This is a genomic window from Arthrobacter sp. B0316-1-20, from assembly GCF_059091865.1.
Genome location: NZ_JBNHHC010000011.1, coordinates 195,591 through 210,662 on the forward strand (window position 1 = coordinate 195,591; position 15,072 = coordinate 210,662).

General features: G+C 60.8%; 15 protein-coding genes. 12 read left to right on the forward strand and 3 right to left on the reverse strand.

What is annotated here, in order from left to right; genetic code table 11:
• Window positions 1-24: 24 nt before the first annotated feature.
• Entirely contained in the window at window positions 25-1,176 is a 1,152-nt protein-coding gene (locus tag AC5RW2_RS19500; protein ID WP_493963671.1) for an acyl-CoA dehydrogenase family protein, read from the reverse strand.
• Window positions 1,177-1,411: 235 nt separating this feature from the next.
• Between AC5RW2_RS19500 and AC5RW2_RS19505 the strand changes: the two genes are divergently transcribed.
• From AC5RW2_RS19505 to AC5RW2_RS19530, 6 genes are read left to right on the forward strand one after another with little or no spacing between them, the layout of a single operon-like run.
• Window positions 1,412-2,221, forward strand: coding sequence for a citrate/2-methylcitrate synthase (locus tag AC5RW2_RS19505; RefSeq protein ID WP_493963672.1), 810 nt, complete (start codon window positions 1,412-1,414; stop codon window positions 2,219-2,221).
• Entirely contained in the window at window positions 2,218-3,003 is a 786-nt protein-coding gene (locus AC5RW2_RS19510) for an enoyl-CoA hydratase/isomerase family protein (protein WP_493963673.1), read from the forward strand. The genes AC5RW2_RS19505 and AC5RW2_RS19510 overlap by 4 nt, the downstream gene beginning before the upstream one ends.
• 47 nt (window positions 3,004-3,050) lie before the next feature.
• Entirely contained in the window at window positions 3,051-4,064 is a 1,014-nt protein-coding gene (locus AC5RW2_RS19515) for an LLM class flavin-dependent oxidoreductase (protein ID WP_493963674.1), read from the forward strand.
• A complete protein-coding gene (locus AC5RW2_RS19520) occupies window positions 4,051-5,103 on the forward strand; it encodes a CoA transferase (protein WP_493963675.1) in 1,053 nt (350 codons plus the stop codon). Before AC5RW2_RS19515 ends, AC5RW2_RS19520 begins: the two co-directional genes overlap by 14 nt.
• Window positions 5,100-6,359, forward strand: a complete 1,260-nt coding sequence (locus AC5RW2_RS19525) for a CaiB/BaiF CoA transferase family protein (RefSeq protein ID WP_493963676.1) — start codon at window positions 5,100-5,102, stop codon at window positions 6,357-6,359. The genes AC5RW2_RS19520 and AC5RW2_RS19525 overlap by 4 nt, the downstream gene beginning before the upstream one ends.
• Complete coding sequence (locus AC5RW2_RS19530; RefSeq protein ID WP_493963677.1) at window positions 6,359-7,483, forward strand: CaiB/BaiF CoA transferase family protein; 1,125 nt, start codon at window positions 6,359-6,361, stop codon at window positions 7,481-7,483. Before AC5RW2_RS19525 ends, AC5RW2_RS19530 begins: the two co-directional genes overlap by 1 nt.
• Before the next feature lie 10 nt (window positions 7,484-7,493).
• On the opposite strand, the gene AC5RW2_RS19535 is transcribed toward AC5RW2_RS19530, so the two are convergent.
• Together AC5RW2_RS19535 and AC5RW2_RS19540 are read right to left on the reverse strand one after the other, a co-directional pair.
• Window positions 7,494-8,261, reverse strand: a complete 768-nt coding sequence (locus tag AC5RW2_RS19535) for an enoyl-CoA hydratase/isomerase family protein (RefSeq protein ID WP_493963678.1) — start codon at window positions 8,259-8,261, stop codon at window positions 7,494-7,496.
• On the reverse strand, window positions 8,254-9,171 hold the full coding sequence (locus tag AC5RW2_RS19540) for an alpha/beta hydrolase fold domain-containing protein (protein ID WP_493963679.1): 918 nt from the start codon (window positions 9,169-9,171) through the stop codon (window positions 8,254-8,256). Before AC5RW2_RS19540 ends, AC5RW2_RS19535 begins: the two co-directional genes overlap by 8 nt.
• A 227-nt stretch (window positions 9,172-9,398) precedes the next feature.
• Between AC5RW2_RS19540 and AC5RW2_RS19545 the strand changes: the two genes are divergently transcribed.
• From AC5RW2_RS19545 to AC5RW2_RS19570, 6 genes are all read left to right on the forward strand, one after another.
• Window positions 9,399-11,249, forward strand: coding sequence for a flavin-containing monooxygenase (locus AC5RW2_RS19545; protein WP_493963680.1), 1,851 nt, complete (start codon window positions 9,399-9,401; stop codon window positions 11,247-11,249).
• A complete protein-coding gene (locus AC5RW2_RS19550) occupies window positions 11,233-11,694 on the forward strand; it encodes a MaoC family dehydratase (protein WP_493963681.1) in 462 nt (153 codons plus the stop codon). Before AC5RW2_RS19545 ends, AC5RW2_RS19550 begins: the two co-directional genes overlap by 17 nt.
• A gap of 10 nt (window positions 11,695-11,704) precedes the next feature.
• Entirely contained in the window at window positions 11,705-12,442 is a 738-nt protein-coding gene (locus AC5RW2_RS19555) for an SDR family oxidoreductase (RefSeq protein WP_493963682.1), read from the forward strand.
• Window positions 12,443-12,477: 35 nt separating this feature from the next.
• Complete coding sequence (gene fabG, locus AC5RW2_RS19560; RefSeq protein ID WP_493963683.1) at window positions 12,478-13,233, forward strand: 3-oxoacyl-ACP reductase FabG; 756 nt, start codon at window positions 12,478-12,480, stop codon at window positions 13,231-13,233.
• Window positions 13,234-13,235: 2 nt separating this feature from the next.
• Window positions 13,236-13,700, forward strand: coding sequence for a MaoC family dehydratase (locus AC5RW2_RS19565; RefSeq protein ID WP_493963684.1), 465 nt, complete (start codon window positions 13,236-13,238; stop codon window positions 13,698-13,700).
• 72 nt (window positions 13,701-13,772) lie between these two features.
• Window positions 13,773-14,972 carry an acetyl-CoA C-acyltransferase gene (locus AC5RW2_RS19570; protein WP_493963685.1) on the forward strand — a complete coding sequence of 400 codons (1,200 nt, stop codon included), beginning with the start codon at window positions 13,773-13,775 and terminating at the stop codon, window positions 14,970-14,972.
• Window positions 14,973-15,072: the final 100 nt, after the last annotated feature.

A 15,072-nucleotide genomic window follows, 5' to 3' on the forward strand; every position in this document is an offset into this window, starting at 1 on the left:
GCCGCGCAAGAAAGGACGCTCGGTCTAGAAACCGAGATCGCGGCCGATGATCATCTTCATGATTTCGTTAGAGCCCGCCCAAATCTTGGTTACGCGGGCGTCTTTCCACGCTCGGGCTATACGGTACTCGTTCATGAAACCGTAGCCTCCGTACAGCTGTACGCAGTTGTCGAGCACATCGTTCTGCACCTCTGCGGCCCACCACTTCGCCTTAGCGGCGTCGACGGCGGAGAGCTCGCCGCGGGTGTGGGCGAGAACGCACTGGTCTATGTAGGCCTGCGTCACATCCACCTTGGTTACGAGCTCTGCAATGAGGAATGAGTTGTGCTGAAACGACCCGATGGCTTTGCCGAACGCCTCGCGGGTGCGGGCGTACTCCATCGTTTCTTCGAGGATTTGCTTGGCGTGTGCGAGGTTGGTCACCGCGCCCCCAATACGTTCCTGGGGCAAGAACTCCATCATGTGGCCAAAGCCCTTGTCGAGTTCGCCGATCAGGTGGCTTTCGGGGATGTGAACGTTGTCGAAGTAAAGTTCTGCTGTGTCGGCCTCAGGCTGCCCCACCTTGTCGAGTGGGGTTCCACGGCTGAATCCTGGCATTGTCGCTTCCACAGCGAACAACGAAATCCCCTTACCGCGGGTGTTCGGCGTAGTACGCGCAGCGACGATTATGAGGTCTGCCGAGCCGCCATTGGTGATGAAAATCTTCGACCCGTTGAGGGTCCAGCCGCCGTCTGGGTTCTTCGCCGCCGACGTGCGGAGCGAAGCGAGGTCGGAGCCTGCTGAGGGCTCAGTCATCCCGATCGCCGTGACGATGGATCCGTCACAGAATCCCGGGAGCCAGCGCTCACGCTGTTCTGCAGTGGTTAGTTTGACGAGGTAGGGGGCGACCACATCGAAGTGGATGCTCAGCGACGATGCAAGGGCTAGGTTGACTTTCGCCAATTCTTCGAGGAGTACCGCGTTGAAGCGGTAGTCCCCAGCTTCGCTTCCGCCGTATTCTTCCGGAACGTCGAGGCTGAGGTACCCCTGTTCGCCTGCCTGCCGCCAAAGTTCGCGCGGGATCCTCTTGTTGGCTGCATGCTCGTCCGCGTGCGGGCTAACCGAACGTCGTACGAATTCCGCGACTGAGCTTCGGAAGGCCGCATGGTCGTTATCGTACAGAGTGCGTTCAATCATGGTCGAGCCTTCCTCAGTTGCGTGCTTTAGGCCGGGTTTGCGTCGGCCCCGCGGCGGCGGCGAAGTTTGACGCGAGTCCGCGTTGAATGCATAATACACTCAATACGTTGTTTGGTGTGAACGCAACCCCCTGGGTTGGGCGATGTTCACCTGAAGTCAATACAGATCTGGTGCCTCGGATGGCGGCAATGCAGCCAATTCTCTGGGTGTTGATCGCGAATGAGGGGCGACGGGAATGCAGAGAGCAACGACTGACAAGTGGGAGACCGCTATCGCGGAAGTCCACTCCGACGACGTCAACCTCCGGGGGGAATGGGTCACTGACCTCATCGCAAACGCGAGCTTCTCCGATGTCGCCTATCTTGTGATGTCGGGTAAGAGGGCCACCCCAGGCCAAGCGCGCGTCCTAGATGCCCTTTTCGTTTCGTGCATCGACCACGGCATCTCACCTTCGAGCACCGTCACTCGCGAGCTCGCCTCCTACGGTGTGCCCATCCAGGTCGGCATTGCTGGCGGACAACTCACTGTCGGAGATCATCACGGTGGCGCGGGTGAGCAATTCGCCTACGTACTCAGAGACCTCGTTGCCGCCTGCGGCGATCAAACGCCCTTCGAAGACGTGCTGCGCGCGAAGGCGACAACGCTCGTGCAGGAAGCACGAAGCGCCAAACAGCCGGTCCACGGCTTCGGTCACCCCCAGCACGGCGAAGATCCACGCGTTGCTGTGCTCCGAACCGTGGCCCGCGAGCACGGGGTCGCCGGAAAATACTGTCTCGCTCTCGACTCGATCGAAGACGCACTTGCCGAGGCGGTGGGCCGCCGCATCCACGCCAACATCGACGGAATCTCGGCGGCGCTCCTCCTGGATCTCGGCCTCGACCCGCGCACTGCACGCCCCATCTTGATGGCCCCACGCGTCATTGGGCTGGCAACGCACTTCATTGAAGAGGTCGACCAAGGGAATGTGTGGCGCCACGTGCCGGGCCACCAGGTGACCTACACGGGCGCGCCGGCACGTTCGAAGACGGAGGAGGCTGGCGCATGACGAACCCGGTAAGCGCCGAGGTTGACTCGCACGGCATCTTCCTCATTCGGATGCAGAGCGAAGCGAACCTGAATGCCATGTCCGCCGAGATGATGGATGAACTCCAAGCCGCATTCGCTCGTGCGAAACAACCCGACGTTCGAGCCGTCATCATCACAGGGTCAGGCCGCGCGTTCTCCGCAGGCGGAGACGTCAAGGCTCAGGCCGATGGTCTGCGCTCGGCGCACTCGACCTACGCCCGCCTGAGCGGAAACCACGGGCGGCTCACGAAGCCGCTCATCGAGATGGACAAACCCGTCATCGCAGCGGTCAACGGAGTGGCTGCCGGAGCAGGCGTGGCCATGGCGCTAGCCTCAGATCTTCGGGTGATCAGTGACAACGCCCGATTTGTGCTGGCCTTCAGTGCGCTCGGACTTGTTCCAGACTTCGCAGCGGCCTACCTTCTGCCACGCCTAGTAGGACTCGCGAAGGCCAAAGAAATCATGCTACTGCGTCGCGAGCTCAGCGCGAAAGAATTCGATACGCTCGGCCTCGCAACTGCCGTCGTCGCCCAAGACCAGGTTCTCGAAGAGGCCATGGTCCTCGCGCGCAAACTCGCCGGCGGTCCGACCGTAAGTCTGGGTCTGGGCAAGCAGCTCATGCAGACAGGTCTCGATATGACTCTGACCGAGTTCCTGGCACTCGAGGCGGGATATCAGGCAATCGCCTCGCAAACCGATGATCACAAGGCCGCCCGGAATGCCTTCCTATCGAAGTCGACAGCGGAATTCACAGGTCAATAGACGACGAACCGCATTGCTCACTGGCAATGCAATTCAAGGAGAACGAAATGGCGTTACCCCTTCAAATTCTGAGTGTGCTCGAGCCCTTCATGGATCCTGCCGCTGACCCGGCGACGGTAGCGAGCATCGCACGATCCGCTGAGAGCGCGGGGATCGATCGTGTTCTCATCGGGTACGGAAGCGCGTCGCCCGACGGCTGGCCGATTGCCGGCGCTGCGCTTGCCGCAACCACGAAACTGCAGGTTCTGGTTGCGCACCGACCCGGCGTGATGCATCCGGTGACCGCCGCTCGACTATCAGCCACGCAGCACTACCTCTCGGGCGGGCGAGTTGCCTTCAATGTGGTGTCGGGGGGTTCCCCGGGAGACCAGCTTCGCGAAGGTGATGACCTGCCGAAAGAGGAGCGCTACACGCGCGCGATCGAATACTTGGACATCATGAAATTGGTATGGGCCGCTGAATCGCCCGTTGACTTCACCGGGAGCTATTACAAGCTCACGCGGGCATTCCTCATGCAGCGCCCGCAATCGCCCATCCCGATCTTCATGGGCGGCGCGAGCGAGGCCGCATTGGAGTTTGGCGCGACCCACGCTGATACGTACATGTTGTGGGGAGAGCCATTGGCAGAGACGGCGGAGCGGGTCGCGGCGATTGAGGCCGCGGCGGAGGCGAAGGGTCGCCCGCGACCCCGAATCTCGACGAGTCTCCGACTGATTCAGGGAGCAACCTCTGAGGAGGCATGGAGCAAAGCAGACGCGATCGCCAAGCAGCTGGGAGGACCGCGCACCTCGCGTCACGCGAACGATGTGGGCCGCCAGCGGCAACTGGAGATCGCGCAGGAAAATGCACGGCACGACACAAACTTCTGGACAGGCATCATGCTGGCCACCGGCGGAATGGGAAACACGTCCGCTCTAGTCGGTACCCCCGACGAACTCGTCGCATCCCTCGGCAAGTACCGCGGACTCGGTATCGACACACTCCTGCTCACGGGTCCGGACGGCCGTTGGGACGAGGACCTGATTCCGATTATCGAAAGGGTTCGAAATGAACTCGCCTGACCTGCAACTCACCCCTTTAGAAGGACTACGCGTAGTACAGGTCGGAGACTACGAAGCAGTAGCGTTCTGCGGGATGTTGTTCGCGCAGGGCGGCGCACGGGTGACCCGGATGATCACGCACGACGAGAAAGCAGTATCTGCTAGTTCGGACTGGTTGTCCGTGCGCTCCGCCTACCTCAACGCGGGCAAAGAGGAGGTTGTGCTCGACCAAGATGACACCCATGAGGTCCTCTCGTTGGTGAGAGACAGCGACGTCGTCATCGGGGGAGCAAACTTTCCCTGGGCCAAACTTACCGCCCAGTCAGGGAATCCTCCCGTATCGATAGAGATCACGCCATTCGGCCACGGTGGTCCGCACGACCACTGGGTCGGAACCGAACTAGTGCTGGCCTCGCGGGGTGGAGCGACCGAGTTCACGTTCGACGAAAAGGGAACCCCGGTTTACGGCCACGGCCGTCGGTACCAGTATCTCGCGGGGAGCTACGGCTTCACCGCGGCGCTGGCACTCATCTACGGTGAGTCCCGCCCGTCGGCGGTTGTGCATCCACGCATCGAGATCTCTGCTCTCGAGACCGTCGTGTCCATGCTTGGGTACTCCACGACGCAGTACTCGTACAACGGCACCAGCGGCGTCACCGGGCAGGCCGGACCCAGGTATACGCTGCGGTGCCGCGACGGGTTCATCGTGCTCGGCGCGAACGGTGACTGGCCCCCGATCGCAAAAATAGTCGGGCGACCCGATCTCGTTAACGACCCCCGTTTCCTCACACAGGGGCCCCGATATGCTCACGCCGACATCCTCGGAACAATGGTCGAGGAGTGGGCATCGAAACACACCATCGACGAGGTAGTGCAGCAGGCGGAGGCACTGTCTGTACCTCTCGTGGCTCTGGCGACTGGGGAAACCCTGATGGCCGATGAGCACCTGATCGAGAGAAACGCCTGGGAAGAAGTCGATATCCCGGGACTCGGGACTGGCAAAGCGCCGCGAGCACCGTACATTCTTGACGGCCAGCGAGTCGGAAGGGGAAGTCGATGAACGACACCAAGAATCAGGGACTACCGCTCGCCGGGCTAACGGTGGTGGATTTCAGCCACTGGTGGGCTGGTCCTATGGCCACTCGCATCCTCGCAGGCTTGGGCGCCACCGTAATCAAAGTGGAGTCACCCGGCCGTCCCGACCCAATGCGGTTTCCCAACGACACCGACGTGCTCAATCGATACCCCGACCAGGATCCCGGCGCAGACCCCGTCAATAGGAACGCGTTCTTCAACACGCAGAACGTTGACAAGCTCAGCATCGTTGTTGACGTAAAACACGAAGACGGCCGAGCATTGGTGCGACGTCTTGTGGAATCTGCCGACGTGTTCCTTGCGAACTATCGTCCCGGTGTACTGCAGCGACTCGGGTATGGTTACGAAACTCTCTCAGAGTGGAACCCGCAGATTATCTACGTAGAAATGCCCGGCTACGGCAACACCGGTCCGCTCGCGAAGATGCCCGCCTATGGGGCGCAGTTTGACGCGGCCAGCGGGTCGGCGTGGGCGGTGGGCGGTTCGGGAGAACCGCTCATGACCGGCTTCGCGATCGCCGACTCCACCTCCGGTGTGTTTGCCTCTGGCGCAGTGATGTCCGCCCTGTTCCAGCGGAAGAAAACAGGCCGCGGTTCACAGGTTGAACTCGCCTCGCGAGACGCGATGTTGCCCCTCTTGGGAGAGAACGTCCTCGCGCGCACAGTCGGTGTCGACATTCCGTACGGACGCAACGGCGACGCTTTCGCGACACCGCACGGCCTGTACCGCGCGAAAAACGACTGGCTCGCGCTTGCGGCGCACACGGATGCGCAGTGGGAGGCTTTGGCGGATGAGCTCGGCCTGCCCGCAGATCTGCGCGAAAGAACCTCTTCTCTCGAGAAGCGTCAAGCGTGCGCTGCCAGGATCGATCAGACCATCACCACTGCGGCTGCAGCCGTTGATAATGCCGGTGAGCTTGTCTCGCGGCTTCAGAACCGAGGCGTACCCGCCAGCACCATGCAGAACGGAGAGTCGGTCTCCCTGGACCCCCAGCTTAAGGCGACCGGCTATTTCCGCGAGACCCAGCACGCCTCAGCGGGGACGCATCTTTACCCCGGGTTCCCGTACAAGATCGATGGCTCGAGAGTGGGAAACAGGACTGGTGCGCCTCTCCTCGGTGGTGACACGGTAAGTGTCCTCCGCGACATGCTCGGTCAAACCGAAGAAGAAATCGCGCGGCTTAGAGATGCGGGAGTCATCGAGACCCCGGGGCACTCCTGATGACTGACCAGACTGAGGCCGTCGTAAAAGGAGCCCTGGATGGCATCCGGGTGCTGGAAATTTCCGGCATGGGGCCTGCGCCATTCTGCGCAATGGTGCTCGCGGATTTCGGCGCTGAGGTCATCCGAGTCGATAGGCCAGGCGCTGCGGGCACACGCCGTCAGGGAGGTGCGCGAGTCACCGGGCGCGGGCGTCGTTCGATAACACTCGATCTGAAATCGGAGGAGGGCCGAGTGGCCTTTCTTAGGCTGGTCGAGACGAGCGACGCGGTTATCGAAGGTATGCGGCCTGGTGTCGTGGAAAGGTTGGGCATCGGGCCCGACGAATGCAGCCAGAGAAACCCGCGTCTTGTGTATGGCCGCGTGACCGGGTGGGGGCAATCCGGCCCGATTGCCCACACTGCGGGTCACGACATTAACTATCTTGCGCTCACCGGTGCGCTCTTTCATACGGGCGAGCGCAATAGTCCGCCGTCTCCACCACTTAACCTGGTGGGCGACTATGGCGGAGGTGGGCTTCTGCTCGCATTCGGGATTCTGGCTGCAATTCGTAGCGCCAGCCAGACGGGCCTTGGCCAGGTCGTTGACACAGCGATGCTGGACGGGGCATCTCTTCTCATGTCGTTTATTCACGGGATGCGCGACGGCAATGACTGGATTGACGAGCGGCAGTCGAACGTACTCGACGGGGGCGCTCCGTATTATCGGACCTACGCGTGCTCGGATGGTCAGTACGTTGCAGTGGGGGCGATCGAGCCGCAGTTCTACCACCTCCTGGTGGAGGGCCTTGGGCTTGACGTCAGTAACCTGCCCGACCGCTCTGATCGATCGAATTGGCCGGCGCTGACAGAGATCTTCGCCGAAAGGTTCGCCTCGGCGACCCGTGACCACTGGGCCGAGCTGCTCAGCGGAACTGACGCCTGCGTGACCCCGGTGCTCTCAATGCCTGAGGCGGCGTCGCATCCGCAGAACGTGGCACGAAACGCCTTCATGAAGTTCGGGGATTCGGTGATTCCCGCTCCAGCTCCCCGCTTATCTCGTACGCCGGCACGTACGGGAGATCTAGACGGCGTTATTGGGTCTGCGACCGCTGATGTTGTGGGTGAAATCCACACGGAGGTGTGAACCCGTGTCGTTAGCGGGCAAGGAAACGGTCGAGCGCCTCTAAGGCCGCCTCGTCGCTGATTGCGGCGGCGATGGTGCGGACTTCGTCAGCACCAGATTGGGGCCGGGTCTGCTCCCAAGCCTCGGTCAGGAGCCGCTTGGATTCGCCCAGCGCAAACTTCGGATGCTTCGCCAACCGTGACGCGGCCGAAAGCGCCTCATCTATCACGGTGCCATCGGGCGCGGTCCGCGTGACGAGTCCCCAACTCTCGGCGGTGACCGCGTCTATTGTTCGCGCGGTGAGGGTGAGGTCCATCGCTCGGTAGTGACCAATGCTGCGAGGAAGTAGCCAGGACAAACCACAGTCGGGCGTCAGGCCAACCCGGGTGTACCCCGTAGTAAACACTGTCGATTCTGCCGCGATGATGAGGTCACCCGAGAGCATCATTCCGAGGCCGGCGCCGGCGACCGCGCCATGTACGGCAAACACGACGGGCTTAGCAGAGAGCCTGAGTTGCTCCAGAGCGTTCTCGAGGGCGGTAACGCCGCGGCGAAGGTATTCGGCCGGGTCCTCACTCTGAAGGAAAAACTTCAGGTCCCCGCCGACGCAGAACCGCTCACCGTTGGCATCAATGACGAGGACACGGCTGTCGTCTGCGACAGCATCTTTGACCGCCCGAACAAACGCTGCGGACAGCTCGCCGTCCAGAGCGTTCCCCCGCTCTGGACGATTGAGCGTCAGGCGGGTGAGGGGACCTGTTCGCGTGACAACAACAAGACCATCCGACCCCTCAGTCACGCTGCTTCGCCGCCCGTTCGGTCACTTCGTCCAAGAACTGCGCGATCTCGTCAATCGCGGTAACACCCTCGTCCAGGATCGACCAGAACAGCGGCCACACGTGAACCATCTCCGGTCGGACCTTCAGTGTTACTGCGCCGCGGGCGCGCGCGACTGCGGCAGCGAGGGCTGTCGAGTCGCCGAGGAGAACCTCGTGCGTGCCGACGTGCACATGCATCGGAGGCAGGTTCGCTAGGTCCGCTAGTAGGGGAGAGCCCAAGGGGACGTCTTTGGCGTCGGCTCCTTCGAGGTACAACTCTGCTGCCCTCTGGATGCCACGGCGTGAACAGACGGGGTCGATTCCGGCGTTGAGATCGTAGGTGTCAGATGTTGCACGCAAGTCGGTGAGGGGAGAAACGAGGGAGATCGCGTCAGGCAGGGTGTCTCCGCGGTCACGAAGGCTACATGCGAGTGCGAGGGCCAGGCCGCCGCCAGCGGAATCTCCAACAAGAAACGAGTGTTCTGCGCGTGCGGTGACGAGTGCCCACGCTTCGCGAGCAAAATCGATCGCCGCGGGGTACGGGTGATCGGGAGCGAGGGGGTAGTCGGCGACGTACACGATGCTTTTGGTTGCGACAGCAAGCCGGCTCGCAAGGGAGAGGTAGCCCTCCGCTGACCCGATCATGTAGCCGCCCCCGTGGAGCATAAGTACGCTGCGTTTCGGTTCGGTCCCGCCTGAACCGTCGACCCAGTACCCGGCCACTGCGCCGTCTGTGGCATGGGCTGTAATGACCGCTCTATCGTCGATGGGAAGCGTTCTCAGGAGGGATTCGTATCCGGCTCGGCGTTCTTCGAGCGTTCCGGAGCCTCCCGTCGGCAGCGCTTCGCTGTAGAGTTCGCGAACTTTTTCCAATTGCTCAGTACGGTGCACGGCTTACTCCTCGGCGAGATCTGTTACGTGGTTCGCTATTTAAGGTTTGACCACGTCGGTACAGCACTGTAACTTACGTGTATGATACATCACTATGTCGCGTGATGGCATGTAAATCGCGATCGCCATTCCGATGATGAGAAACAGGCGTCCCGTGGCACTCCGCGCGATTTGCGTCAGTAACACCTCAAGTACACAGCCTCAGAACAGAGCGTAGGGAGCACCAAGTGAAGTTACGGGTCGAGGAAACCGAGGTCGGTACCCGCAAAGACATCGACTTCGAAGCGCTGCATCGCCGCTATTTAGTCGAACGCGACAAGCGGATTCGCCCTGACGGCGTCGCACAATATAAGCGTCTTGACACCGACTCTGAGTACACGGAAGACCCGTACTCGGAGCCGATCGTGCGCGAACCCCTAACCCGAGAGGTCGACGTTGCGATCGTTGGCGGAGGGTTCTCAGGAATTACGGCGGCGGCATTGCTGCGCAAGGCGGGAGACTCCGAACTTGTCATCATCGAAGACGGTGGTGACTTCGGCGGCACGTGGTACTGGAATCGCTATCCCGGCGCACGGTGTGACATTGAGTCGTACATCTACCTTCCCCTGCTCGAAGAGGTTGGTACCATTCCGACCGAGCGGTATATAAGATCCACTGAGATCTTCGAGCACGCCAAGAATCTTGGACGGCATTTCGATCTTTACAAAGATGCCCTTTTCCAGACGCGCATCACCGAAGCCACCTGGAGCGACCAGCTCTCCCGCTGGGTCGTGCAAACGGACCGGGATGACCGCATCCTCGCGAAGTTCATTCTCCTGGGGTCGGGCCTGCTGCTCAGCCGACCCAAGCTCCCAGGAATTCCCGGGCTGGAGAACTTTAAGGGACACATGTTCCACACCAGTCGCTGGGACTATGACTACACGGGTGGTGACACCACAGGCGGTCTCGAAGGGCTCAAGGACAAGCGTGTGGCCGTTATCGGCACCGGCGCGACAGCGATTCAGGTTGTCCCCGCGGTTGCCGAGTATGCCAAGCACCTCAACGTCTTCCAGCGCACTCCGTCGATTGTCGACTACCGTGGAAACCGCCCGACCGACATGGAATGGGCCTCCTCGCTCAAGCCAGGCTGGCATGAAGAGCGGATGCTCAACTTCGACCAGATGATCGAAGGGCGCCTACCTGAGAAGAACCTCGTCGACGATCAGTGGAGCCAAATCTGGGCACGCCCCGCGTTCCTGCACCTGCCCGAGGAGCAGCGAGCCGCCGCGGCCGACGAATTCGACTTCCTCCAGATGGAGCGAATTCGATCTCGTGTCGATGAAATCGTCAGCGACCCTGACGTCGCGGAGTCGCTCAAGCCCTACTACAGCAGATTCTGCAAGCGCCCCTGCTTCAGCGATGAGTACCTGCAAGTGTTCAACCAGCCGAACGTCACTCTCGTCGACACGCAGGGGCTCGGAGTCGAAAGTGCGACCGAAACTTCGTTGGTGGTAGATGGAGTCGAGTACGAAGTGGACTGCATCATTTTCGCGACAGGGTTTGAATCATTCGCTAAGACACCGTCCGAATCCGGCCGGTACACCATCGTCGGTAAGGACGGCATGACCCTTGACGAGAAATGGGGATCAGGGTTCCGTTCGCTGCACGGCATGGCGACGGCGGGCTTCCCAAACATGTTCGTTCTCGGCAGCAGCCGGCAGTCAACAACGTCCTTTAACATTCCTCATCGCATCCTTCGCCAGGCGCAGCACGCCGTCGCTGTGGTTGACAGGCTGTTGACAGCGGGGATCTCCACGATGGAGGTCACCCCGGAAGCAGAGAAGAACTGGGGAGAGGTGATCGCCACGGTGCACAGCCGCGGCGACATTGAGACTCGAATGCGCGAATGCACGCCCGGGTACTACAACAATGAGGGTGACCTCAGCGGTGAGGTCCCTGTCATTGCGGCCGGTTATGGCGGAGGCACAGCTGCTTTCATCGAGGAAGTCAAGACTTGGCGAGCCGAGAAGATGGACGAGGATCTTATTTTGACTCCTGGGGTGCGGGAGGAGGTCCCGGCGGGTGAGAGTATTCACTAGCATCGCAGCGGTCGAGGATTTCATCGGCGGCGAGCTGGGCCCAAGTGAGTGGGTTCAAGTAACTCAAGGGATGGTCGACCGGTTTGGCGAGGTCACGGGAAGCGATGACTGGATCCACACCGACCCAATGCGTGCAGCATCCGGCCCATTTGGGCAAGCCATCGCTCAGGGCGATCTGCTGCTGTCGATGATCCCTCGTGCTCTGCTCGGCCTCTACCGACTCGAAGGCGAATTCATCGGCATGATCTACGGCAGTAACAAGGTTCGCTTGCCGTCGTCCGCCCCGGTGGGGGCTCGGGTTCGCGTGCGCGGGAAGGTATCCGATGTCTCGCGCCGAGGCGACGACACGCTGATAACGCTCCAGACATCCGTCGAGGTTGAAGGAAGCGCACGTCCGGCCATCGCGGCTGAAGTAATTCACCTATATCGCCCCGTGGGCGCCTGAAAGGATCCTGTTGCCAAACCTGACTTTCGATTTCACCGGACGCACAGCAATTGTCACGGGCGGTGCACGCGGCATCGGGCTCGAGGTCGCTCGCAGCCTGCGCGCTGCGGGCGCTGATGTGCTGATCGCTGACTTCGACTCGGATGCAGTGGTGAGTGCTGCACACGAAGTCGGCGTGATTGGCGTCGCCTGCGACGTTTCGAGTACCGAGGACGTCGACGCACTGGTTGCGAAGGCCGTAGAGCAGACGGGCCGGTTGGACATCGTCGTGAACAATGCCGGCATACTTCGCGACCGACGGCTTTGGAAACTAACGGATGAGGATTGGGATGCCGTGCAGGCCGTGCATCTCGGCGGGACATTCCGTGTGACGCGTGCAGCAACGTCAATTTTCCGCGAGCAACAGTTCGGCCGAGTCATCAACGTTACGTCGTACAGCGGGCTACACGGGAATGTTGGTCAGGCGAACTACGCTGCCGCGAAAGCCGGAATTATCGGGTTCACAAAAACCGCTGCGAAGGAACTCGCCATGTTCGGCGTGACAGTGAACGCGATTTCCCCCAACGCCGCAACTCGCATGGTCGCAGGAATCCCCGACGAAAAACTAGCAGAACTGACGGCGGGCATTCCGATGGGACGCTTCGCCGGACCCAGCGAGATGGCCGCCGCAGTTAGCTTCCTTGCCTCCGAGGAAGCCGGCTACATCACAGGAGTCGTGCTTCCCGTTGACGGCGGCCTTTCATGTTAACAAAGACACTTAAGCATTCAGAGGGAGCTAAAGAAATGGCAGAAAAAAGAACCGCAATCGTAACGGGGGGTGCGCGCGGGATTGGCGCCGCTGTCGCGCAACGCCTAGCAGAAGACGGTCGCCGTGTTGCAGTCGTCGACCTGCGAGAGGAAGACACCGTTGAGGTCGTCCAGGCTATCGAAGCAGCGGGTGGCGAGGCGATAGGTGTCGGTGCTGACGTCTCCGATTCGGGCGCCGTAGCCGGAGCTGTCGATCGGATCTCAACGGAGCTGGGGAAGCCTACCATCCTGGTCAATAACGCCGGCATCTTGCGTGACAACTTGCTCTTCAAGATGAGCGAGGCAGACTGGGACTCGGTGATGAGCGTGCACCTGAGGGGTGCCTTTCTCATGACTCGAGCTGTGCAGGCCCACCAGGTGGAAGCTGGATGGGGCAGGATCGTTAGCCTGTCGAGCACGGCCGCACTGGGTAACCGAGGGCAGGTCAACTACTCGGCAGCCAAGGCGGGGCTGCAAGGCTTCACCAAGACCCTCGCCGTGGAACTCGGCAAGTTCGGCATAACCGCTAACGCGATCGCACCCGGCTTCATCGAGACCGACATGGTGCGCCAAACTGCGCAGCGCGTCGGCATGTCGTACGAGGAGTTTATAGCCGAAGTCGGTGAGGGCATCCCGGCCGGAAGGACGGGCACACCTAACGATATTGCCGTCGTCGCATCGTTCTTCACCAGTGATGAAGCCTCGTACGTTTCAGGTCAGGTGCTGTATGTCGCGGGGGGGCCGAAGGACTAACTATGCCCACTTATCCAGATATCGCGGCCGTTGAGTCCGCGGGTGCCGCTGAGGCTGTAAGTGATTGGTTCCAAATTACGCAGGAACGGGTGTCAACGTTCGCGGATGCTACGCAGGATCATCAGTGGATCCACGTTGATCCCGAGCGCGCGAAGGCGGGACCGTTCGGAGTCCCAATTGCGCACGGCTTCCTCACCCTGTCGCTGCTGACATATCTCACCGAGGGCGCGGTGCAGATCGAAGGAACAGCCATGGCGATCAACTACGGTCTCAATAAGGTGCGTTTCATCACGCCAGTCTCGGTGGGTTCTCGAGTCCGCGTCCGCTCAACCATCGCATCCGTGGAGCAAGTCTCGCAGGGAGCGCGTGTGACGTCGAGCGTTGTCATCGAGATTGACGGTATCGAGAAGCCCGCGGCGGTCGCAGAGGTGATCACTCTCCACGTGCTTGACGGTTCTGTTCGCTAACACAATGCCCGCTTGCCCCCCCCCAGATGTTCTTTCCTTTTAAAGCACGACTTAACCCATCGGAGTCAGTCCATGAGAGAAGCAGTTATCGTCTCGACAGCCCGTACCGGCATCGGTCGAGCTTACCGGGGTGCGTTTAACAACACCGAGGCCCAAGCCCTAGGTGGCCATGCGATCTCACACGCAGTGCAGCGCGCCGGAGTGGAACTCGGCGAAGTCGAGGATGTTGTGATGGGAGCCTCGCTGCAGCAGGGCAACACCGGCACGAACGTGGCGCGTCAAGCCGCTTTGCGAGCTGGCCTTCCGCCGAGCGTTTCCGGCATTACTGTTGACCGGCAATGCGCTTCGGGACTGATGGCGATTTCGATTGCGGCAAAGCAGATCGTGCTCGACGGCCAGCAGATTGCGGTCGGTGGGGGACTCGAATCAATCTCGCTCGTGCAGAACGAGAAGATGAACACGTACCGGGCTACGGACCCGTGGCTCGAAGAGAACCACCCGGGCATCTATTTGCCGATGCTCAACACGGCCGAAATAGTCGCAGAACGATACGGAGTTTCTCGTGAAATGCAGGACGAGTACGCTCTCATTTCACAGCAGCGCACTGCTCGCGCCCAGGAACTTGGCCTGTTCGACGACGAAATCGTACCTTTCACTGCCCGCATGGGGGTGCAAGACAAGGAAACCGGCGAAATCAGCTTCCGCGACGTGACGCTGTCCAAAGACGAGGGCAACCGACCCGAGACAACTCTTGAAGGCCTGAACTCATTGCGCACCGTGAAGAAGGATGGCGAGGTAGCCGCGACTGCCACAATCACCGCCGGAAACGCGTCACAGCTCTCGGATGGCGCATCCGCTTCGGTGCTCATGGAATCGAGCGAGGCATCGCGTCGAAGCCTGCAGCCGCTCGGTATCTACCGTGGAATCGCTGTCGGGGGTGTGGAGCCCGACGAAATGGGTATCGGCCCCATCGTTGCCGTGCCGAAACTGCTGAAGCAGCATGGACTCGGGGTCGATGATATCGACCTCTGGGAGCTCAACGAAGCATTCGCGTGCCAAGCCCTTTACTGCCGTGACTACCTCGGCATAGACCCAGACAAGTACAACGTCAACGGGGGCGCCATCTCGATCGGGCACCCGTACGGAATGTCGGGAGCACGGATGGTTGGCCACGCGCTGATCGAAGGCAAACGCCGTGGCGCGAAGCTTGTTGTGGTTACCATGTGTGTCGGCGGCGGTATGGGTGCGGCGGGTCTTTTCGAAGTCGCGTAGTTCATAGTTACAGGCTCGATTCAGTGGTGCGGACTCTTCTAGTTGCATGTACCATGCAACTAGAAGTCTTATGGAGCCCCTGCGGTTAACTACCTCGAAG